Below are 21,912 nucleotides of genomic sequence, written 5' to 3' on the forward strand. Positions count from 1 at the left end.
GATGAACGCGATTAAGAGAGTCCACGTTATTTTCAAAACGCATTTGGATATCGGGTTTACCCATATGGCGCAAGATGTATTCGATCGATATATGAACAGCTTTATCCCGCAAGCGTTGGAGCTATCCGAGAAGCTCGCGCAAGAGGATGGACCCGTGAAGTTCGTATGGACGACAGGCTCTTGGTTAATTAAGCAGTATTTGCAAAACGCGTCCGAGCCCATGCGCGCTCGAATGGAGGAAGGTATTCGAGATGGCCGCATCGTGTGGCATGGCCTGCCGTTTACGACCCATACGGAGATCATGGATGAGCGTTTGTTTGAATATGGGCTTTCCATTGCTAAGGAGCTGGATGAGAAGTACGGACGTACAACGATTGCTTCCAAAATGACGGATGTTCCCGGCCATACGATCGCCATTGTCCCGATGATGGCGGATCGAGGCATACAATATCTACACCTTGGCGTGAACCCTGTAAGTAAAAATCCGTCGGTTCCCAAGCTGTTCGTATGGCGCGCACCGGATGAATCCGAAATCATAGTGAATTATGCCGACGCTTACGGCAGACCATTCTATCTGGACGGGATGGAGGACGCGCTGTACTTCGCGCATACAGGTGATAACGATGGTCCACCTACGATAGAAGAAGTACGGGCGTTATATGAGAAGCTTCAGCATGAATATCCGGGCGCTGACATTGTAGCGTCGACAATGGATGCTTACGCAGAGAAGCTGCAGGCCGTCAAGCATCTCTTGCCGGTCGTTACGGAGGAGATCGGAGACTCCTGGATTCACGGCATTTCCTCTGATCCGTGGAAAATCGCCCGTTACCGTGAACTGCTTCGTTTGCGTGATAAGTGGGTAAGTTCCGGCGATCTGGATCCGCAAAGTGAAGCTTACGCTCGGTTTTGTGATGATTTAATGCTTATTCCCGAGCATACGTGGGGTTTGAATGAGTCCGTGTATCTGGTAGACTTTAGCAGCTATTCGCCATCTTCACTGGCTGCCGCGAGAGGGCGGGATGTGGTCGATGACACGAAGTGGAAGAAGTTCGACTATCTCCGCCAATTAGCGAATCCTACCCGCCGCTTCAGTGAAGTGGAGCGTTCATGGCAGGAACAGCGCGACTACTTATCCCGGGCTATTGCCGCTCTGCCGGAAGCTTTGGCAAGAGAAGCGGTGAGTGCGCTTGAGCAGCTTCATCCTACTTCGGAACGCCAAGTGTCCGATACTGCCGAGCCTATACGAATCGGTGAATCCTATGAGCTGGGAACATTCCGTGTTGCTTTCTCTTCCGAGGGCTCCATCTGCTCCTTGATCGATGGAGCAGGGAAGGTATGGGCGGATGAAGAGCATCAGCTGGGCAGCTTCATTTATGAAACGTTCAGCAAGGAGAGCTATGATCAATATTTTAAAGAATATGTAACCAACTTGCCGCTCCATCACAGCTGGGCTGAAGCGGATTTAGGAAAGCCGGGTATTGAGTTTGTTGATCCTAAGCCGGAGCATAGACAGTTCAAGGCAAGAGTCGAGAAGATCGAGCTGCACAGAAAGCCGGAATGCGATGTTGTTAGCGTCGAACTAAAGCTGCCGGACTATGTGTGCGAGCATCACGGAGCTCCGCAACGGTTGAACGTTCTGTATACCTTCCAGTGCAACGCTCCTACTCTTGAGGCCCAGCTGGAATGGCAAGGGAAACAAGCAAGCCGTCTGCCGGAGGCGAGTTGGTTCTCATTCTCGCCGCTTGTCGACAATCCGAATATTTGGGAAATGGATAAGCTGGGACGTCGCATTTCGCCGCTGTCAGTAGTCAAGAACGGCAATCGAAATATGCATGGGATTCAGTCCGGATTATTCTATGCAGGCGCGGACGGCACAGCGGTCATCGAAACGTTGGATACGCCTATCGTTTGTCCGGGAGAGAAGAGGATCCTTCAGTTTGACAACAACTTCGCCCCGCTTGACGGAGGGTTCCACTTTAATCTGCATAACAATGCATGGGGCACAAATTTCGTCATGTGGTTCGAGGATGATATGAAGTACCGATTCCGTCTTACGCTGAAGTCAAACGAATAATACAAACAAGGGGCGAAAATTGGACAAACAATTTTCGCCCTTTTTGAGAGGAGTAGGATTCATGATGTGCGCTCAGTTTAATGCGGGTTCATTATCTTTTTGTATAGATGAAGCGGGTAATATCACGCGCCTTTCGGATACGGCTCATGGCGGAACTTATGACGTGGCTGATCAGGGTTCGCCACTGCTTCGAATTGTAATTAACGAAGAGATTGAAAGGCCAAGCAGTGCTGTATACGACGATGAAGAGGGCAAGCTATCGCTTTTCTTTGAAAGCAGCGGTGTACAGGTGGATGTTAACGTTGTTTCAAAGGAGCTTTACACGTCATTTGAGGTTGCACGCATAATAGAAGCAATTGAGAAGTATGCAATTGACGCGGTAATATGGGGGCCGTTCGAAACCACAGTTAGTGGTTCCATTGGAGAATCGGTTGGGATTGTTCATAATCATATATTTGCGATAGGTCTCCTTTCATTAAATGCTAAAACGATAGGCGGATGGCCATCAGAACTGAAGGCGCTGGCCTTTGCTGACGGACTCTATGAGGACGGGAAGTTCGAATATAGGCTTAGCACGGCGTGGCCAACGAAGGAAGGCAGTCTGCTGCAGGCGTATGCTAGAAACCGTACTAAGGGCGGGACAAGACCGGTATGGGGCATCAACGATATTGATGTAGCTCCGTTAGAGAACGAAGACGCCGCAATCGTAGGATCTAAAGTCGCGTTGTTCGGATGCGCTGCAGAGAACGTTCTTGAAACGATTGAGGCGGTTGAGCTTGGCGAAAATTTGCCGCATCCAACGATTGAAGGCGCGTGGGGGAAAGTGTCGCCCGCTGCAACCCAGTCGTATTTAATCATAGATTTCACTGAGGAGACGACCGCAGAAGCAATTAGGTACACAAAGCAGGCGGGATTAAAGTACGTGTACCATCCTGATCCGTTCGCTGCATGGGGACATTTTGTTCTTAAGCCGGAGAGCTTCCCGAACGGAGATGAAGGACTTAGAGCGAGCGTGGCAGCGGCTGAATCTGCAGGTGTACACGTCGGCGTCCATACCCTCTCCAATTTTACGACTTTAAATGATTTGTATGTAACACCTGTACCTGATAAGAGGCTGCAAACCGTTGGTACGGCTCGCTTAATGGAAGCCGTGAGCGAAACCGGAACCGCCGAGCTGATTGTTGATAATCCAAAGCCATTTATGGTAAACCTTTATCGCACAACGGCAATCATCGGCAATGAGCTCATCGAATACGGCTCCATATCGGAAAGCGCCCCATGGAAGCTTCTCGACGTTAAGAGAGGCGTAAACGGGACAATCGTTGCCGAGCATGAAGCAGGTGCTGAAATTGGCCGTTTATGGGATCATCCGTATAATGTGTTTTTTCCGAATGTTGAACTGCAGGACCAATACAGCGATCGAATTGGCGAGCTGTTCCGTAACACAGGCTTGAAGCAAATTTCCTTTGATGGACTGGAAGGCTGTTACGCAACCGGTCAAGACGATTATGGCGTAAACCGTTTCGTTAAACGGTGCTATGACGGCTGGAATAACGAAGTTATCAACGATGCGAGCATTGTCGTGTCCAATTACGCTTGGCACATCTTTACCAGATTTAATTGGGGCGAACCATGGGGAGTGGCAACACGCGAAGGACAACTGGAATGGCGGCTTAGCAACCAGCGTTATTTTGAAAGAAACTTTATCCCTCCGATGCTGGGATGGTTTTTAATTCGCTCAGCATCGAATCGGTTTGAAGCTACAACATCGGACGAGATCGAATGGGTATTGTCGAAGGCGGCTGGTTTTAACGCGGGTTTCGCGTTGTCTGCTGAAATGGTTGTGCTGAGACGAAATGGTAATAGCGACAAACTGCTTGAGAACGTAAGCAGCTGGGAGAGAGCGCGGCAGATCGGTGCATTCTCTCCGGATCAGCGGGAAAGGATGAAGGATCCGACAAGCGACTGGCATCTTGAGAAGCTTGAAGAGGATCGCTGGAGCTTGTATTTGATCAGCCTATCTGCACCGCTCGAATGCATTCCGGAAGAGCTGCAGCCAGGTCAGCCAGGCGGCGCTGATTGGCCGTTCTTCAACATCCATGAAGCGCAGCCGTTAAGGTTCAGCATGCGCGTGCTCTCAGCGTACGGTAATGAGGAAGGATACATTAAGCGTCCGACGATCTGCGTGAATGGCCAATACATGACGTTTGAAGCAGAAGTGCGCGCCGGTGAATATTTGGTGTGTGACGGAGACCGAGTTGGACAGATTATGGACAGGAATTGGAATGTACTGCGAACCGTGCAGGCCTCGTCAGAGACGCCGATCGTTCGGGCTGGCGGGCAGACAATTTCGTTTAGCTGTAAATTTGAAGGAGAACCAAAGCCGTCCGTAAGTGTTAAGCTATCAACACGAAGTGCTCCTGAACCGGTAAATACAGATTGGAAGCTTGATGATTTAGATAGATTGAGATCTATTTAATATGATGGTATAGGTATTTTACAGGAATAATTATCCTCACTATAATGAAGCAAGTAAACGGACTCCATGCGAGACCACCTCCTCGAGGAGGTGGTCTTTGCTTGTTTCATAGCACAATAACGACGACTGCTGCTTCCGTTTATGCGTCGGCATCTAGCCGATCAACGATCGTTATTCACGTTTTTCAGTCTGTATTCGGTAAGAGAGACGCCGAAATATTTTTTGAAGCTGGTGTAGAAGTAGTTCGATTTCTCTACGCCGCACCTCTCCAGAATTTCGTTGATCGGCACCTTCCTGCTTTCGAGGTACTCTTTGATTTTCTCCATTCGGACCATCGTAATGTACTCGGCCACGGATCTGCCGGTTGCGTTCTTGAACAGCTTCCCGAGATAGACGGACGATAAGGAAAGCGATTCGGCGCAGCTGTTCAAAGAGAGATTCTTGTCTGCAAAGGCGGCGTGTATGTGGTCGATGGCGGCGTTGACGATGTCGTTCTTCTTCCTGTCCTTCGCGCTGTCCTTCAGTACGATAATCTCGTCGATTAATTCGAAGAACGTGCGCTCGATTTCTTCGAATGTTTCGAATCCGGATACTTTGTTGAAGAAGCTGATCGAAATCGAGTTGAATTTGGATTCCGAGCCTTCGACGATCCGGTTAAGAGAGTTGTAAATCGAGAAAAACAAATAAATGACCGACGTTAAGATATTGTCGTAGGAAGAATGCTCGATCGCCTTAATGATTTCCCGATAGTTATCCTTGGCGGCCTCACCGCTTCCCAGCTTCAGGGAATCGATAAGCTGCTTCTCTTTGGACATGGGGAAGATGAAGGAGCCCGAATCCGTTTCCTTTAATGTCTCCGGCGAAATGATGCTATAGTGACCCGTTTTGATTCGATACATAGATAAGTTGAACGCTTCGTCGTACGCGCTTTTAATGCCATCTGGCGACTCGATGATGAAACCGAGCGTTCCGGTCAGCGAGAGGTTTAGAAGCTCCAAGACACTCTCTTGGATTTTGCCGACGATGCCGTGGAACTTTTCCGTAAGCTGTGGCAGCTGCTCCGCGGCTCCGCCGATGTCCGCAAGAATGGTGAACTGATCATGCGCCGTCTCGACGACTTCATTTCGGAAGTGCTCCCCCGTAATTTCCCGAGCAATATTCGTGATTGCGTATTGGTAGAGGGAACGGTCTTTATCGCTGTTCCGGTCTACGTAGTCTTTATAGAAGTCGATTTTCAGAATAAACAAGTAAAGGCGATTTTGAAAATCCAAATCGATCTGAAGCTCCTGCTGCTTGGCGATCAGTTTGTCGGTCGGCAAGTAGGCGCGGCCGGTTACGACGTTTTTCAAAAATTCGTTTTTAATGACGGGCGTCGTATTTCTCTTCATATTTTCCAGTACTTGCGTTTTATCGATCATCCCCGTGAACGCCGTGGATAAGTAGCCCATTTCGTCCATGTTTTTGGAAGGCGCGCTATCGGGTCCCAGCTTCTGGATGATGCCCTTCGTAAGCGCTCCGATCGGCCTGTATAGCTTCTTGGAAGCGAGTACGGCAAACAATAAGCCAAGCAGCAAGACGATCAAGCAAAAGATAACGGTGATGATGCCGTTCTTCTTGGCGGCGGAAAATGCGGTGTTATATGGCGTCAGGCTAATGAATTTCCATTTCAGAACGTCGGAAGAAACATAGGAGATGACGTGTTTCTCCCGATTCATCCGATCGATGTACGTTCCCGTCGGCGCGGAAGCGGTAAACACTTCTCGCAGGTAGCTCTCATTCGAAACGTTTCTCATGAACATATCGGAAGAAGAGTGGCTGACGATATCTGCTTGATCGTCCAAAACGATAATTTCGTTGCCGAGCTTGTTCAGGGAGGAGATGGTCAGCCTTAGCCATTCCGCATCCACGTTTAACACGATGGCGCTGTCGAAATTCCCTTTGTAGTCGTTGTTATCGAACAAAATATACGTGTACACGTTGGCGGTTCTCGTTTCGGAGCCACGTGGCAACGCGACTTTTCTCGGGATTGGACTCAGGCTAAGCGTTGCAACCGTTCCTGCGTCGTTAATGAGTCGAATGATTTCCTTATCATAGAAATTCGAAGCTTTATAGAAGGAGCTTGAATCGATAACGGTATCAATTTTGCGGTTATACACGTAGGTCGAGTGGATGTAGGTGTTCGGAATCGTAAACTCCTTCAACGTGCGGATGGCACCCAGTATGTTTAAGAAGTCTTCGTCCTGATCGTCGTTGCTGTAAGCGAAAGCTTTGATGGCATTGTTCAGCATCAACGATTGGCAAAACTTCTTCGAAATCGTATCCATATAGACGGAGCTGTAGCTGATATTCGATAAGAGGTTTTCATTCATTCCTTTTACGGTGCTTACGATAGAAGAATTGTAGTTGTAATAGAGCAAGGATGATAGCACCAAGATCAGCGACGTGATGCTGGCAACGAAGGTGAGAAGTAATTTTTTGTACATGCAGTCAGGGCCACCTTTGCCTAAAGTAAACGCTTTCTAAATTGTATCAAAATCGTGGTGGCCGAAACAGGCTTGCGCTTTGATTTCGCTCCGTTTCTTGTTTATTTAGAGAAAAACCTATTTTTTGTAGTTCACACGGGCGGCATTTGACGGTGTCTCACATTAAAAAATCGTTGATTTGATCATTATTCATTGTTTTCAATAGCAGCGGCAAGAATTATGATCGGGTTACGAAATGGAAACGGAGGAGAAATGGCGATGGAAAGAGTTGTGAAGGCCTTGCAGCCGCCAAAAACAAAAACCAATAGAATAAGTCTGAATCGATGGCCGGTCATTGGTGAGCTCGTCAAAAACAAAACGATTTATGCCATGATGCTTCCGGGGTTACTGTTTATTATTCTTTTCTTCTACCTCCCGATGTTCGGAGCCGTGATCGCGTTTAAAGAATTCGATCCGATCAAAGGAATATGGGGCAGCAAGTGGGTCGGGTTAAGCAATTTCAAGTTTTTTTTCCAATCGGACGCGTTTTTTCAAGTGACGTTTAACACGCTCTTCTATAATGGGATTTTCCTCGTAACGGGGATTGGCCTCGGGTTGGTGGCCGCGATTCTGCTTAACGAAATCGGCAATCGTCATTTTGCCGGCGCGTACAAAAGCGCGATCCTGCTGCCCTTCTTCTTATCCTGGGTAGTCGGCAGCTATTTACTGTATGCGTTTCTGAGCACGGATAACGGAATTCTTAATAAGATGATCGTTTACTTTCATGGGGAACCGATCGATTGGTATTTTGAACCGTCGTATTGGAGGTTTATTTTGCCGGCCGCTTATATTTGGAAGAATGTAGGGTACTTCGCGGTTTTCTTCGCAGCCGGCATTACGACAATCTCCCCGGAGTATTATGAGGCCGCGAAGATCGATGGTGCGAGCAGATTCCAGCAAGCCATTAAAATTACGGTACCTATGCTGACTCCGATTACGATTATTTTGGTGCTTCTGCAGGCGGGGAAAATCTTCTATGCGGCTTTTGGGGATTGGGGAATGTTCTATACCCTTCCGAAGGACCAGGGGATCTTGTTCAGCGCAACCAATGTCATCGACACTTACGTCTATCGAGCTTTGCGAGGGATGAACGACTTCGGCATGTCCTCCGCGATCGGATTCTATCAGAATTGCGTCGGATTCGTGCTCATTATCGTGTCGAACTGGATCATTCGAAAATACGACCGCGACAGCGCTTTGTTCTAGGAGGCTAAAGATGAAGCAGCCCATTCTATTTAAATTATCCGTAAACACGATTTTTCTGATCTACTCCGCCTTGTGCGTCATTCCGTTGCTTGTCGTTCTTTCCATCTCGTTGTCTGATGAAGAGTCCATCTTTAGGACCGGCTATCACATTCTTCCGGTGGATTTCAGCTTCCAAGCTTATGAATATATCCTATTCGGCTCATCGCCCATCTTGCAGGCGTATGGGGTCACGACGATCGCTACTTTGGCGGGAACGATTCTGCATCTGATCCTCTCGTCCATGCTTGCTTACGGACTCTCGAGAAAAGAAGTCAAGTATCGGCATATCGTCGCTTTTCTTGTGGTGTTCTGCATGCTGTTTAGCGGCGGACTTGTGCCCTGGTACATCCTAATCACGAAGTACCTTCATCTCAAAAACACGTTGTTCGTGTTATTCGTCCCGTATCTCGTCTCTTCGATAAACGTGCTCATCATGCGAAATTTCTTCATCGGGATTCCGGATTCGATCATAGAGTCAGCTAGGATTGACGGGTCGGGCGAGTTTAACACGTTCATCAAGATGGTCGTCCCCTTATCGACGCCTGTATTCGCTACCATCGGGCTTATGACTGCGGTGTTTTTCTGGAATGATTGGTTTACGAGCGCCCTCTTCATTGAGGATGGCAGGCTGTATTCGCTCCAGTACCTCCTTCAGTCCATCATGAATAATATCGCATATTTGCAAGGAACCGCGTTCGGAGAGAAAATGGCAGTCACGATACCGAGCGAGACGGCCAGGATGGCCACATGCATCATGGCAGTAGGACCTATCGTAGTGGCATACCCCTTATTGCAGAGATATTTCGTCAAAGGGTTGACGCTGGGCGCCGTTAAAGCCTAAAGCATGGCTATGCCGGGCAATACGCTCGTTTAGCATAAAACATATAAAAAAATGGAGGTCAGATCAGCAATGACGATTAAGAAGAAAGTGGCAGGAACAGTTCTAACGTCGCTTGTATCCCTCGCTATTGTACTTACCGGATGCGGCAGCAATGGCGGTAATTCGACGAACCAAGGCGCTAGCACGAACACAAGTGAAAATGCCGCGGAGCCGGCAGCTTCGGATTCCACGTCGACTTCCGAGAACACAACGACTTCCGAGAACACAACGACGGAACCGGCGAAAGAGCTGGAGCCCATCGAGCTGACTTATTATTTCCCGAATACGCCTCAGAAGGATATTCAATTGGTAGAAGATGAACTGAACCGCCTCGTGAAGCCAAAGATTAACGCAACGATTCATCTTAAACTCATCGATTGGGCTGCGTACGACGAGAAAATGAACGTCATGATGGCGTCCGGCGAACCGTACGACCTTGCCTTTACCGCCACATGGAGCAACAACTACTTCCAGAACGTCGCCAAGAACGCGTTCGTTCCGATGAATGATCTCATCGATCAATATGCGCCGGATCTTAGAACAGTCGTGCCGGATATTTTCTGGAAAGCGGTCACTGTCAAAGGCGAAGTGTACGCTGTGCCGAACTTCCAACAAGCAACTGCCGGATACGGTTATCAAATTAAAAAATCGCTTGCGGACAAGTATAACCTCGATTGGAAGTCTGTGAAGAGCCTATCTGATTTGACTCCGTTTCTTGACACCATCAAGAAAAACGAACCCGATCAAATCCCTTGGAACTGGTCAGACGCTTTCATGACAGGGCCTCCGATCTTCGGCATGGAAGCGCTCGGCGATGCGAAAACGCCAGGCTACATTTATTTGAACGATGGCAGCATGAAGGTTGTTAACCAGTACGATACGCCGGAGTTCAAATCGTACGTCACGTTGATGCGCGATTGGTTTAAGAAGGGTTATATCATGAAAGACGCGGCGACGAGGGACGCAAACGCGGACCTTAAGGCCGGCAAAGTCGCCTTGCAGATCGGTCAGATCGATCTGGATTCTATCGACTTCCAAGACGCTTACGGATCCATGCCTGCGGGAAGAATGTCCATTCAAAATCCGGCAGCCGAATCCTACGACTTCAAATTCGTGCAACCGTTGCTTACGACGGATAAAGCGGCTGCGACCAATACGGCTATTTCCGTGACGTCCAAAAACAAAGAAAGAGCGATGATGTTCATCAATCTTCTGAACACCGACAAAGAAATCTATAACGTCATGGACTGGGGCGTAGAAGGCAAGCATTACAAGAAAATCGGCGACAACCAAATCGAATTGGCGAAAGACAGCGGCTACCTGCTGTGGGCCGGTTGGGAGTTCGGCTATATGGGCAACGCCTACTACCTGTCGACCGATAAGCCTGAAGCTATTAAAGACGATAAAGGCAATCAATTGTGGATTAATCTGAACAAGAATGCGACTCCTTCCAACGCATTGGGCTTCGTGTTCGACTTCACGCCGGTCAAGTCCGAGAAAGCCAACGTCGACGCGGTCATCGAAGAAATGTACAAAGCCTTGTCTTCGGGCTCCGTTGATCCGGACAAATATTTGCCTAAGTTCATCGATAAGCTCAAAGGCGCCGGCGCGGACAAAATCATTGCCGAGAAGCAGAAGCAATTGGACGAATGGAAAGCGGCTAATAAGTAAGTGAAATAGGACGGAGAAAGGGAGCTTCCGCTCGGGAAGTTCCCTTTCTTTAACGAATAAGGTGGCAGCAATCGCGCAGCATGGAGGAGAGGGATTTTCAATGAAACCAATTACAGCGGTTTTGATCGGAGCCGGACAAAGAGGAGCAGGAGCATATGCTCCCTACGCATTGAGTCATTCTGAGGAAATAAAGTTCGTTGCCGTCGCGGACGCGGATACCGGGCGACGGGAGCGTTTCCGGCAAGAGCATAACCTCCCGGAACAAAGCTGTTACTCGAGTTGGGAAGAGCTGCTCGCGGGACCTCGACTCGCGGACGCCATTCTGATTTGCACGCAAGACAAAATGCACTTCGAGCCTACGCTTCAGGCACTTGAGAAGGGATACCATGTCCTGCTGGAAAAGCCGATGTCGCCGGACCCGCTGGAGTGCTTCATTATGGGCGAGTATGCCGAACAGTATAACAGGGTGTTATCGATTTGCCACGTGCTCCGGTATACGGACTTTTTCGCGGAGATCAAGAAGCTCATTTCAGACGGCCGGATTGGCAAGCTTGTCTCGATCCAGCACACTGAAAACGTCGAACACCGGCATCAAGCACACAGCTTCGTAAGAGGAAATTGGAGCAACTCCGACGTTTCCAGCCCGATGATATTAGCAAAAAGCTGCCACGATATGGACATCTTGCAATGGTTGGTCGACGAGGAATGCGCCAAAGTGTCTTCCTTCGGCTCGTTAACCTATTTCCGCGAAGAGAATGCGCCTGAAGGCGCGCCGTTACGCTGCTTGGACGGTTGTCCCGTACAAGATTCCTGCCCCTATTACGCACCTAAAATGTACATTGAAAGGGATGACTGGGCCGCCGCAATTCTGCGTTCTATCGTCAGCAACGATACGAGTGACGAAGGCGTACTCGAAGCTTTAAAGGAGGGTCCTTACGGCCGATGCGTCTACCATTGCGATAATAATGTGGTCGACCATCAAGTCGTAAACCTGGAGTTTGCCAGCGGCGTAACAGTCGCGTTCACCATGAGTGCCTTTACGTTCGAAGGAGGCCGTTCGGTGAAGCTGATGGGGACGCTTGGCCAAATTCGGGCGGACATGGAGAAGAACGTCATCGAAGTGACGAGCTTCGTAACCCGGGAGACGGAAACCATTCTCCTTGATACCGAAATCACGGGGCATGGCGGGGGAGACACGAACATTATGCGCGATTTCGTCCGACTCGTTCAAAGCGACGGCAAGGAGAAAGGACGCACGGGTGCGAAGGAATCCGTGCAAAGCCATCTGATCGCCTTCGCCGCGGAGAAATCGAGGATTGAAGGCAGTACGATATCGATGCGCGACTATATCGCGGAGTTGAAATCGTTGGCAGTAACAAAAGTTTGACGCGTGCCGTAGAGATGCCTTCGGAACTGCTGTTACGCCCAAGGGGAACAAGAGGGAGGCAACAAATGGACAGAATGGCCATCGGTGTCGATATCGGCGGAACCAATTTGAAGATGGGGCTTGTAAGCAGCCGAGGACAAATCATCGCTGATCATTCGATTCCCTTGCCTCGAGGCGAGGATAATAAGGCGGATACTGCTTTCATTAGTCAACAGGTCGCTAATTTTATCTTGATGCTGGGGACGGAAAAGGATCGATTGGCAGGTGTGGGAATCGCTTCTCCAGGAATCGTGGATCCGGGCCGAGGCATCGTGAATGATGCCGTGAATCTGGGCTGGCAGCAGGTTCCGCTCGTGGCAATTATGCAGGAAAAGCTTCAGATGCCTGCACGACTGACTTGCGATGCGGTTGCGGGCGCTCAAGGGGAAAAATGGTTTGGTGCCGGGACCGGCTTGGACAGCTTTCTTTATCTATGTGTGGGAACAGGCGTTGGGGCTAGCTTGATTCTCAAACAACGTATGTTTGAAGGTGGACGGGGGCCGATTCTCAATATTGGCCATACGAGCATCATCCCGGACGGTAAACTGTGCAAATGCGGAAATCGGGGCTGCTTGGAAACCTACGTATCCGGAGCGGCAATGAAAGAACAAACCGGCTTGGACGCCTATCAAGTCTATAAGGCGGCTCATCATGGTGATTTATATGCCAAGAAGCTATTTCAGGATGCCGGCGAATTGCTCGGAACCAGTTTGGTGAATTGCATGCAGCTTTTCGGTGTAGGAAACGTCATCATTGGCGGAGGCTTCAGCCAAGCGGACAGGATGCTGCTCGATCCGGTGAGGAAGACAGTCATGGAACGGATACCGTCCTCGAATACGCTGCATGTTCATATCGCGCAAGCTGCATTTCCGACAACTGCCGGTATTATAGGCGCTGCTGCGCTGCTGCTGAGTCCTGAAAACGAGGTGAACTGAGATGTTACTGGATCAATATATCCAAATCGTACAAGAGCAACTCAATCACATTCTCGAAACTCAACGAGGGAAGATAACGGAAATCGCAGGTAAAATCGCGGATTCGATCGCAGCGGGCGGAATCATGCACGTGTTTGGGAGCGGACACTCCCATATGATCGCGGAGGATGTCTTTCATCGTGCCGGTGGTCTCGCCTGTGTGAATGCGATGCTGGAGCCATCCCTAATGGAGCTGAATATCGGAAGAGCTACTTTATTGGAAAGGCTGCCGGGCTACGCCGAGGTGCTGCTGACCGGTTATGATCTACGCCCTGGAGAAGTCATCGTCGTCGTATCCAATTCCGGCATAAACGCTGTTCCGATTGAAGTGGCTCTTGCTTGCAAGCAGCGAGGATTGTACGTCGTCGCGTTGACCAACATGGACCACTCGGTGAAGACGGCATCACGCCATGAGAGCGGCATGAAACTACATGAAGTCGCCGACATCGTGCTTGACAATTGCGGCGTATATGGAGATGCCGTATTGTCATACGATGACAGCGGACAAAAGATGGGAGCGACATCGACGATCGGCGGCATAGCGCTCATCCAAGCGCTTACTGTGGCCATTGTTGAGGAGCTGCAAACGAGCGGATATAAGCCGCCGGTATTAATAAGTGCCAATCGGGATGGGGGCGATGGGCACAACCAGAAGCTCATTGATCGCTACCGGAGTCGGATACGTTATCTTTAATGTGCGGTGCTTTTTGGAAATTACAACCCTTTCCTTACGGGAGCCCTCATTTTGAGGGCTCCTTGCTTTTAAATCAAGCGACTTTGCTTTCGATAATCCGTTGGAGAGATGCCAACGGTCTGCCGGAACAGCTTGGTGAAGGCGTGAACGGAAGAAAAACCGTATCGTTCCGCGATCACAGTGACGGAATCGTTTGTACCACTAAGGTCGTTCCGGGCTTTATCGATGCGCCGCCGGTTCCAATACCGCTTCGGCGTAAAGCCGGTGTGGGTGCTGAATAACGCATGGAAGTGGCCGCGGCTCAGTCCGAGCGTCTCTGCCCACAGGTCGATATCGCCGTATTCTCCCCCGGCATTCATGTCCATGTATGCCTTAATCTTTGCGATACGCGGATCGGTTGCATCGTTCTTGCGCCGTGCGAGCTGATAGAGCTGATGAAGCAGCAATTGAAAATGGCCGTTTATGGCGAGACTCTCCGGGTAATTCTCGTGATGGAGGACTTTGTAATCGGTGGATACGGCTTCAAACAGTCCTTTCCAGTAGCCATGCGCATCCGCTGTGAGACATTCGGGAATATCCATGTCAAGCGGCTCGTCAAGCATATCGGGATCGTGTTTCTCAGCACTCAGGCACAAAAGGTCTCCGGTAACCATAGCCAGCGGCTTTGGCCGATACGACCATTCGAAGAACACGCACAGGAATGCAAAAGGAGTACTGTCCGGATCGACTTCCCACGTATGCGAAATACCCGGCTTTAATGAGAACAGCGTGCCGGGCGGCAACCGGATAAATGTGCCATCCTCGTAAAGCACGCGGGCACTGCCGGATTCGATAAAATAAAGGGAAGGGACATAACAGATCCGGTAAGGAAACCTAGTTTCCGGCCGTATCGGTACTCGAATGGCGAATCGTACAAAAGGATAAATAGTTGTCATTTCATTCATCCTGTTCAACTTTTATTTGTTATAAATCGTACAAACGGATCAATATCATACTTCTAGCTAAAGACGGAAAGTCCTCTTTCAGACATAATGAATCCAAGGAAGCGATTTCAATTCTAGGAGGGCAAATAAGAATGCCGGATACGAATTTCATCCCAACGCAGGAAGATGTAGATTTCTTCAAGACAAATGGATATTGGATCTCGCCGAAGATCATCGATGATGAGCGATTGGAGAGACTGCGCGATAGAATGGAGCGGGTGTATCAGGGGGAATTCGAAACCGGGACGGCGCCCGATGCCATCTGGCGCCGCGAGACAAGTCGTCCCAACTCCCTTCGCAAGACCGACAATGCGAGCTTGGCCGACTTGACGATCCGTGCGTTAGCCCATGACTCGCAAATCGGACAAATTGCCGCAGCTCTGAAAGGAACGAATACGATTCGTTTCTGGGAGGATCAACTGTTGCTTAAACCGGCGCAATCCAGCGGAAACGCGGCGAACGTCGGCTGGCATCAGGATTATCATTACTGGGGCTGCTTTCAAAATCCGGAAACGATGATCACGGCTTGGGTAGCCTACGATGATGTTGACGAGGAGAACGGCTGCATGCAAATGGTGCCGGGCAGCCACTATTGGGGGATTTTGAACGGAAACGATTTTTACGAGCAAAACATGCAAAAGCAGCTGCAGGATATGGCGCCGGAAGGGCAAATTGCTCGAACCGTACCGATTATCATGAAAGCCGGCCAAATAAGCTTCCATCATAGCCTGACGATTCACGGAAGCGGACCTAACATATCCGACCGCGTACGCCGTTCGTCGGCGCTTCATTATCTTACGGCAGAGACGCGCTATCGGGCGGGATTCGCCGATGAATACTCAGAAATCAAGAAATTCATCGCCGCCGGCGGCAAGGACGGAGACATCGTGCAAGGGGATATGTTCCCGGTCGTTTACAGTAAAGCTTAAACAACCCATGCAAGGATTTGCCCCCGTCCATTGGGGGCATTTTTGTATTCCTTCCTATAGCTTTGAATCTATATCATATGACGATTTATGTATTATACATGGTTGCTTTTACTCCCTATAATTAGTTCCAATCTGAGACCAGAGCTAAGAGGGGAATGAATATGAGCACCACATTATCTTTTAAAAGAGTATTCGATGTTCTAAGGCAAGCTCGAATCTTATTCGTTCATGATAACGAAATCAGTTATATGCATGCTAAAACCATCCTAATGGAGATGGAAATGACGATTGATCTGGCGAAGAGTGAAGCTGAGGCTATAGAAATGGCTCTTCAGAAGCGCTATGATGCCATTCTGTTGGATATGGACATCCCCGCCTTGGATGCGGGGACAGCTGCTCATCAATTACGAGAACTGGATAGCGGACGACGAGTCCCTATTATCGCGATGACAACGAATTCAATAAGAGGAAAAGATAAACAGACGGAGAATATGGAGATGGATGCTTATCTATCGAAACCAATCGAGCCCATTAGGCTATTATGTGTGCTGCGGCGGGTGATTTTAAGCTCAAATAATAATCAATCGTATCATTCAGATGGGATTTTTGATCTATAATTAAGCGAACGTTATGGATTGAATACTACTCATGGGGGCAGTTGGTCAGGGTGCTTATTAACTGGTATATCCATTTACAAACAGGGGATTTGTGCAAAGTGATTTCCCTAACCACATTTACAATGGGGAAATCGCTGTATTTAAAGGTGTGGAGTATTACTTTCAGCTGCCTTGCTATGTGTTTGAAAACGCTAAGTCGGATAAAATTATCGTTTCAAATGAAGATGGCTTTGAAGTGCTGCCCTACAAAGGTAGTTTGCTGTTCTTGATTGACTTGGCATTGGATTTAAAAGATGAGAAATGGGTCGAGGAATTAGTTTATAAATTACAATATGAATCACAGCTTTAAAGGCACTGTCCCATCGGGACGGTGCTTTTTTCAATGATGATCACCGACGATTATAACGGACGAAAATACATACCTTCTAGGCTATAACATATAACGATTTAAGTATTATACAGGACTGCGCTTCATCCCTATAATTAGATAAAATCTTAAGACAATAAGTCTCCATTACATCAGAGAAACAGTACACAGTTAGGGGAGCAGATCACAATGTGCAGCTGGTTTAAGGCGGAAGACAAGATATCCCGGTACAAGGTTGCTTTTGACCGACCTCCGCAGCAAGTGCCGGATGACATCGTCGTCGACGGGCCAATCATCGGGAATGGAGATGTGCGCGTCGTTGTCAGCGGCGAGCCGGAGCGACAGCGATTCTGGGTATCCCACAACGATTTGCTGAAGTCGAAACGAATGACTCCCGGCGGAAGTTCTTGTTTGGTGGGGGACATGGATATCTGTATTCCTGCCTTGAAAGACAGCTCTTACTACTGTGAGCAACGATTGTACGAGTCAGAAATACTATCGATTTTCAACTCGGGGTCGACGATTGTAACCATGCGCACATGGGTGGCGGCTATGGACAATATATTGGTCGTGGAGCTTTCATGCGAAGGTAGTCCGGTTTCGGTTGACATCAAGTTATGGGCGCAATCCTGCCATGAATCAAATACGCAGCAAGGACTGGCAAACCGGGTCGACTGGGTTTCCCGGCAATATTCAGGTTGGGATCCGAATGGGTCTACTCAAGGCTGCCTAGCGGTACATGCTTTAACGGATACAGGCAATGCATTCATTCTACGGGAGAGACGTCCAGCCGTTATTGTCTTATCCGCGCGGACCAATCGTGATTCGGATGACGGTTTGAAAGAAGCGATTAAATATGTGGCAAGAGCAAATCAAGCATCGATAGCTTCCGTTCGGGAGGTTCACGATCTTTGGTGGAGAACGTTTTGGGCAAAATGCGCGATGGAAATTGAGGATGCGCCGCTGGAACGACTTTGGTATGGATCCCATTACACAAACGCCCAATTCGAGTATCTTCGTGGAGTCAACGCGTTTCTTGCTTCAAGCAATCAAGCCCATGGAGAAGGCTCTTAATCTCTAACGAATCGTACAGGTCTTAATTGCCCTGAAATTGCGCTGAAAAAATGCTAACGAATCGTAGCGGCCCTATTTAATGTTTTACGCGTATTTTGGAGCCGATTATTCCTATATAAGACCTACGATTCGTTAGATTCTCGAAGAGTCAAAAGCATGCCCAATAAGGCCTTCACGATTCGTTAGAATCAAGAAGACCGACCCGACCGACCCGAAATCCGGTCGACAATGGCTAATGGAATTGGCGCTTGAAGGGAACAAAATCACGAAAATAAGTCTGCAGCTTCAACAGCTGCAGACTTACTTGTGCTACCCCAGAACGCCGGTGTTCAGAATCTTAACCTTCACGTTTGGCTTAATGGTGAGCTTCGGATACTGCTCCCGAAAATTCATCCCTTTATACAGCTTCGGATGATAGGCTGCCACCTCATGACTAAGCTGAAAGTAGTCGCAATTCGCCTTCTGCAATGTGGCAATGATGGAAGATGCCTTCGAGGTGAGATCCGCGGCGATTGCTTTCTCCAGATCTGCGAGCATCTTGTTTGTATGTTTCTTATCGTTAAAGCCATCTTCGACTAATGTGACGTCGAGCTTTAGCGAGATGTCAATCTCGCGAATGTCTTTCTCATTGTGAATCACATGAAGATCGTGCTTCACGTTCTGAACGAAAACCGTATATACCTTACCTTCGATATGCCCGATGAGCGGCTGGTTTTTGCCCAAAGCTTCATGCATGAGGCAAGCTAATAGCGTTTCCTCGTTATTCAGATTAACCCCGGTATACTTCCCGTCGCGAAACAGGGCGGTACCGGCAAGACGCACCTCGTCCCCGCTGGGTTCGAACATATTCAGAGCAAAGTCGTTTACGAATCCCTCGCCTCCAAGGATATAGCGAAGCAGTTTATTGGAAGGAATTCTTCCACGTCTCAGTTGATCGTCCAATAAACCAACCAAATATTCCGGTACGATTTGCTCTTTGATTTTCTTCTTCGACAATAGCTTCGACAGGTCGCCGTTATACACGGCTAAATAGGCATATAACGGATTGGTTATGAATTGGCCGGTGGCATTCAAATAGTTAAGCGGTTGATCTTTGGCAAAGCGCGAGGTTATGAGATACAGTCTGGTCTCTTGAACAGTAAGGATGCCCGGCATTGTCTGGTTGGTTTGCCTTACGGCATCATAGAGGCTGTCGCCTGTTGAGCTTACATATATTCCGGATGGTTTGCCCCCTCCCAGATTAGCCTCTTTAAGCGTAGCAATAATGTAGCTCACATTGAGTTTCTTGCTGTCCCCGACGTAATCCACTCCTACAACATCGACGAATAGCTGCTTCTTCAGCTGCACCTGATCCCAGCAACCTGTAAGCAGCAGGCAGATCATCAGTGAAGTAATCCCTCTCTTCATATTTTGCCCCTCCCAACGCCCCGCAACCCGGAGATAATGAGCAGAATGACTGGCAAAGCAAAGAGCATGATGACGGACAGTTGGTCCTGTATCGTTGCGAGCTGGTTAATCGCGCTGCTTCTCTTCAGGAGGAAGCTCCCGATGAAACATGCGCCTGTTATAACCAAGACCCAGACCTTCTGCTTGCCCAAGCCTCGTCCGCGAAGATGCATAAACGCTTTCGCCGCCATGAAGAAATACACATAAACCGTATCCGAAACCAAACACAAATAGCAGATTAGAAACAGGATGTCTATGCTTTGCAAAATCTCAATCTGATAGTTCTTGAGGATAAAAACGATCGGCTCGGGAATAAGCGTGAGCTGCTTTAAGCTGAACATCGTGGAGCAGATCAGAGAGACTGCCACATAATAGATAATTGTGCAGGCGTTCGCGAGCGTCATCGCAAGCAGCAGCTTCTTCTTGCTCTTCGTCTTTACATACGGGTAAGCGTAAAGCAGCAGATCGTAGCCGACATAGGCTGTGAATGCGGTGTACACGCCTTTCATAACCGGAGACCAGCCGCTCGGCAGGATGGGCAGCAAATTTCTTATGTCCATCCCATACAGCCCGCTACAAACAATGAGCAGGAAACCAACGACAGGAATGAGCATGAAAGATTGAGTGAGATTCGCGAGCTTCAGCAGCGAGGAAGTCGCCGCATAGCCGGTGACGATCAGCAGCATCAGAATCAGCACCCATTTCGGCGTGAGTATAAACAGCCAGCGAGATAAAAGTTCGACATAAAGCATGATCAGCAAATACCCGGAAAGCGTGTAGTAGCATCCATACATCAAATTAATGCAAGCTCCAAGCGGTCTGCCGATTATGGAAGAAGTATAGGCAAAGAAATTCCGCGCCGGATATCGGCTGCCAAGCCACCAAATCAGTATGATGCCGATCTGCGCAGTCAGTCCGGACAGCAATACGGCAATCCAAGAATCATGCCCGGCAATGCTTGCTTCCACATGCGGCAAGGACAGCACTTCAAGCCCAATCTGGGACATAAAGATGAGCGTGAACAGCTGCCTTCCGCTGATGCCTTCTTCTTTGATCATCGTTTCCATCCCCTTGGATTTCGCAGCCTGATTCGGTTACCCGGCGCTGTAGCTGCAGGCCTTTTACGCAAATTCCAAATCGGAGCTCGAATCAACGTGTCCTTCGCGTCGCCAAATGAGAACGGAGGCGTGTAGTAAGGATATCCCATCGTATCCAAATGACAGAGGTGGATGCAGACCATGATGAAGAAAAAGGCAAGCCCAAACAAGCCGAACAGTGCAGATAAGAGCAACGCCGGATAACTTAGCAGGCGCATCGCGCTGCTCATTTCGTAAGAAGGTACGATAAAGGAGGCCAAGCCCGTTAAAGCCGCGACGATAACCATCGTATTGGATACCAAATTGGATTGCACGACGACGGTCCCGATCACGATACCGCCAACGACGCCGATCGTTTGGCCGACGGGACTGGCCAGCCGAATCGTCGCCTCTCTTAATATTTCGAGCAAGAGCATCATGGCAAGCGCCTCGAATACCGGAGGGAATGTAACATATTTCAGCGAGCTCTGCAGCGTATTGACGAAATTGATCGGCAGCAGCTGCGAATTGAAGGCACTGACCGCTACATAAAGGCCGGGCAAACCAATGGTAATAAAGAAACAGCAAATGCGTAATAGTCGAAAGATGGAGCCCAGTAACCAGCCAATCTGATAATCGTCCGCGCTTTGGAAGAACGACCAGAACGATACAGGTAAAATAAGGGTATCCGGCGACCCGGCTCCAGCGACGACGACCTTGCCTTCCATGAGATACGAACGCGCGCGGTCAGGCCGTTCCGTAATGAGCAGCTGAGGAAATAGGCTGTATTTCTTCTCCCGAATCAGCTCATCGAGAAAACCCGGTACCTCTACATAGTCAATATCAATGCTTTGAAGCCTTCTGTCCAGCTCTTCAACAATCGCCGGCGTTGCAATGGACTTGAGGTACATAACTGCCACTTTTGTCTGGGAGATCCGCCCGAGCGTATAGGTTTTGACGATAAAGTCCGTAGAGTTGATCAGCTTGCGCATCAGGTTCAGATTCGTATCTAAATTCTCAATAAACGCTTCGTTCGCGCCGCGAAGAACCCGCTCATTGGTCGGAATATTGATGGAGCGCTCCTTCTTGAGATCCGCACCGAGCAGATAAAGCTTGTCCTCTCCATTGCGCTGCATCACGGTTTTGCCATATATGATCGCTTGAACCGCATCCTCGAATTGCTCGGTTTCGGCGTAATCGAGAATGGAAACGACATCCTGAATCTTCGCTTCCGGACGTTGAAGCAGTGGTTTCAGAATAAATTCTTGAACGACGCCGGAATCAATCAGCGTATCGAAATAAAACAAACGAAACTCCGATTCCCCGATGAACAGCCGTTTCGATTGAAAGTCGCTTTGTTCGGCGAAGAGCTGCTTGAGATAGGACTCTGATTCTTCTACGGATGGGCTTAACTTCACAATTTCTCCCTCCTCACGCATCGTTTTCCATAATTTC

Annotated in this window: 17 protein-coding genes; 12 read left to right on the forward strand and 5 right to left on the reverse strand. The window is 48.9% G+C overall.

The genetic code is table 11. From position 1 onward, the window contains the following. Position 1 precedes the first annotated feature (1 nt). Positions 2–2,074, forward strand: a complete 2,073-nt coding sequence (locus AC0YN4_RS08700; protein WP_475835615.1) for a DUF5054 domain-containing protein — start codon at positions 2–4, stop codon at positions 2,072–2,074. 61 nt (positions 2,075–2,135) lie between these two features. Then, on the forward strand, positions 2,136–4,553 hold the full coding sequence (locus AC0YN4_RS08705; protein ID WP_475835616.1) for a hypothetical protein: 2,418 nt from the start codon (positions 2,136–2,138) through the stop codon (positions 4,551–4,553). A 161-nt stretch (positions 4,554–4,714) separates the two neighbouring features. Here the strand turns inward: AC0YN4_RS08705 and AC0YN4_RS08710 are convergent, their stop codons facing one another. Beyond that, on the reverse strand, positions 4,715–7,036 hold the full coding sequence (locus tag AC0YN4_RS08710) for a helix-turn-helix domain-containing protein (protein WP_475781085.1): 2,322 nt from the start codon (positions 7,034–7,036) through the stop codon (positions 4,715–4,717). A gap of 258 nt (positions 7,037–7,294) precedes the next feature. Between AC0YN4_RS08710 and AC0YN4_RS08715 the strand changes: the two genes are divergently transcribed. The 6 genes from AC0YN4_RS08715 (at position 7,295) to AC0YN4_RS08740 (ending at position 13,965) form a co-directional block, all read left to right on the forward strand. Beyond that, positions 7,295–8,281 carry an ABC transporter permease gene (locus AC0YN4_RS08715; RefSeq protein WP_475781086.1) on the forward strand — a complete coding sequence of 329 codons (987 nt, stop codon included), beginning with the start codon at positions 7,295–7,297 and terminating at the stop codon, positions 8,279–8,281. A 10-nt stretch (positions 8,282–8,291) separates the two neighbouring features. Then, positions 8,292–9,161 (forward strand): carbohydrate ABC transporter permease, encoded by an 870-nt coding sequence (locus AC0YN4_RS08720; RefSeq protein WP_091212336.1) that lies wholly within the window; start codon positions 8,292–8,294, stop codon positions 9,159–9,161. Between the two features lie 69 nt (positions 9,162–9,230). Then, positions 9,231–10,871, forward strand: coding sequence for an ABC transporter substrate-binding protein (locus AC0YN4_RS08725; RefSeq protein WP_475835617.1), 1,641 nt, complete (start codon positions 9,231–9,233; stop codon positions 10,869–10,871). Positions 10,872–10,971: 100 nt separating this feature from the next. Continuing rightward, complete coding sequence (locus AC0YN4_RS08730; RefSeq protein WP_475781088.1) at positions 10,972–12,258, forward strand: Gfo/Idh/MocA family protein; 1,287 nt, start codon at positions 10,972–10,974, stop codon at positions 12,256–12,258. A gap of 65 nt (positions 12,259–12,323) precedes the next feature. Beyond that, on the forward strand, positions 12,324–13,232 hold the full coding sequence (locus AC0YN4_RS08735; RefSeq protein ID WP_475781089.1) for an ROK family protein: 909 nt from the start codon (positions 12,324–12,326) through the stop codon (positions 13,230–13,232). Position 13,233: 1 nt separating this feature from the next. Next, positions 13,234–13,965, forward strand: coding sequence for a sugar isomerase domain-containing protein (locus tag AC0YN4_RS08740; protein WP_475781090.1), 732 nt, complete (start codon positions 13,234–13,236; stop codon positions 13,963–13,965). A gap of 68 nt (positions 13,966–14,033) precedes the next feature. Here AC0YN4_RS08740 and AC0YN4_RS08745 read toward each other — a convergent pair whose 3' ends face one another. Beyond that, entirely contained in the window at positions 14,034–14,900 is an 867-nt protein-coding gene (locus AC0YN4_RS08745; protein WP_475781091.1) for a helix-turn-helix domain-containing protein, read from the reverse strand. 140 nt (positions 14,901–15,040) lie between these two features. Here AC0YN4_RS08745 and AC0YN4_RS08750 point away from each other — a divergent pair, with 140 nt between their 5' ends. The 4 genes from AC0YN4_RS08750 (at position 15,041) to AC0YN4_RS08765 (ending at position 17,935) form a co-directional block, all read left to right on the forward strand. Continuing rightward, complete coding sequence (locus tag AC0YN4_RS08750) at positions 15,041–15,877, forward strand: phytanoyl-CoA dioxygenase family protein (RefSeq protein WP_475781092.1); 837 nt, start codon at positions 15,041–15,043, stop codon at positions 15,875–15,877. 161 nt (positions 15,878–16,038) lie between these two features. Then, the gene (locus AC0YN4_RS08755; protein ID WP_475781093.1) at positions 16,039–16,494 is read left to right on the forward strand and encodes a response regulator; all 456 of its coding nucleotides are present in this window, start codon (positions 16,039–16,041) and stop codon (positions 16,492–16,494) included. 91 nt (positions 16,495–16,585) lie between these two features. Next, on the forward strand, positions 16,586–16,843 hold the full coding sequence (locus tag AC0YN4_RS08760) for a hypothetical protein (RefSeq protein WP_475781094.1): 258 nt from the start codon (positions 16,586–16,588) through the stop codon (positions 16,841–16,843). Between the two features lie 207 nt (positions 16,844–17,050). Further along, positions 17,051–17,935: a hypothetical protein gene (locus tag AC0YN4_RS08765; RefSeq protein ID WP_475781095.1), complete on the forward strand. Its 885-nt coding sequence runs from the start codon at positions 17,051–17,053 to the stop codon at positions 17,933–17,935. Positions 17,936–18,244: 309 nt separating this feature from the next. Here AC0YN4_RS08765 and AC0YN4_RS08770 read toward each other — a convergent pair whose 3' ends face one another. The 3 genes from AC0YN4_RS08770 to AC0YN4_RS08780 are packed head-to-tail and all read right to left on the reverse strand — an operon-like array spanning position 18,245 to position 21,875. Further along, on the reverse strand, positions 18,245–19,342 hold the full coding sequence (locus AC0YN4_RS08770; RefSeq protein ID WP_475781096.1) for a Ger(x)C family spore germination protein: 1,098 nt from the start codon (positions 19,340–19,342) through the stop codon (positions 18,245–18,247). Continuing rightward, positions 19,339–20,448 carry a GerAB/ArcD/ProY family transporter gene (locus AC0YN4_RS08775; RefSeq protein ID WP_475835618.1) on the reverse strand — a complete coding sequence of 370 codons (1,110 nt, stop codon included), beginning with the start codon at positions 20,446–20,448 and terminating at the stop codon, positions 19,339–19,341. The genes AC0YN4_RS08770 and AC0YN4_RS08775 overlap by 4 nt, the downstream gene beginning before the upstream one ends. Continuing rightward, on the reverse strand, positions 20,436–21,875 hold the full coding sequence (locus AC0YN4_RS08780; protein ID WP_475781098.1) for a spore germination protein: 1,440 nt from the start codon (positions 21,873–21,875) through the stop codon (positions 20,436–20,438). The genes AC0YN4_RS08775 and AC0YN4_RS08780 overlap by 13 nt, the downstream gene beginning before the upstream one ends. Positions 21,876–21,912: the final 37 nt, after the last annotated feature.

Source organism: Paenibacillus sp. J22R3 (genome assembly GCF_056269305.1).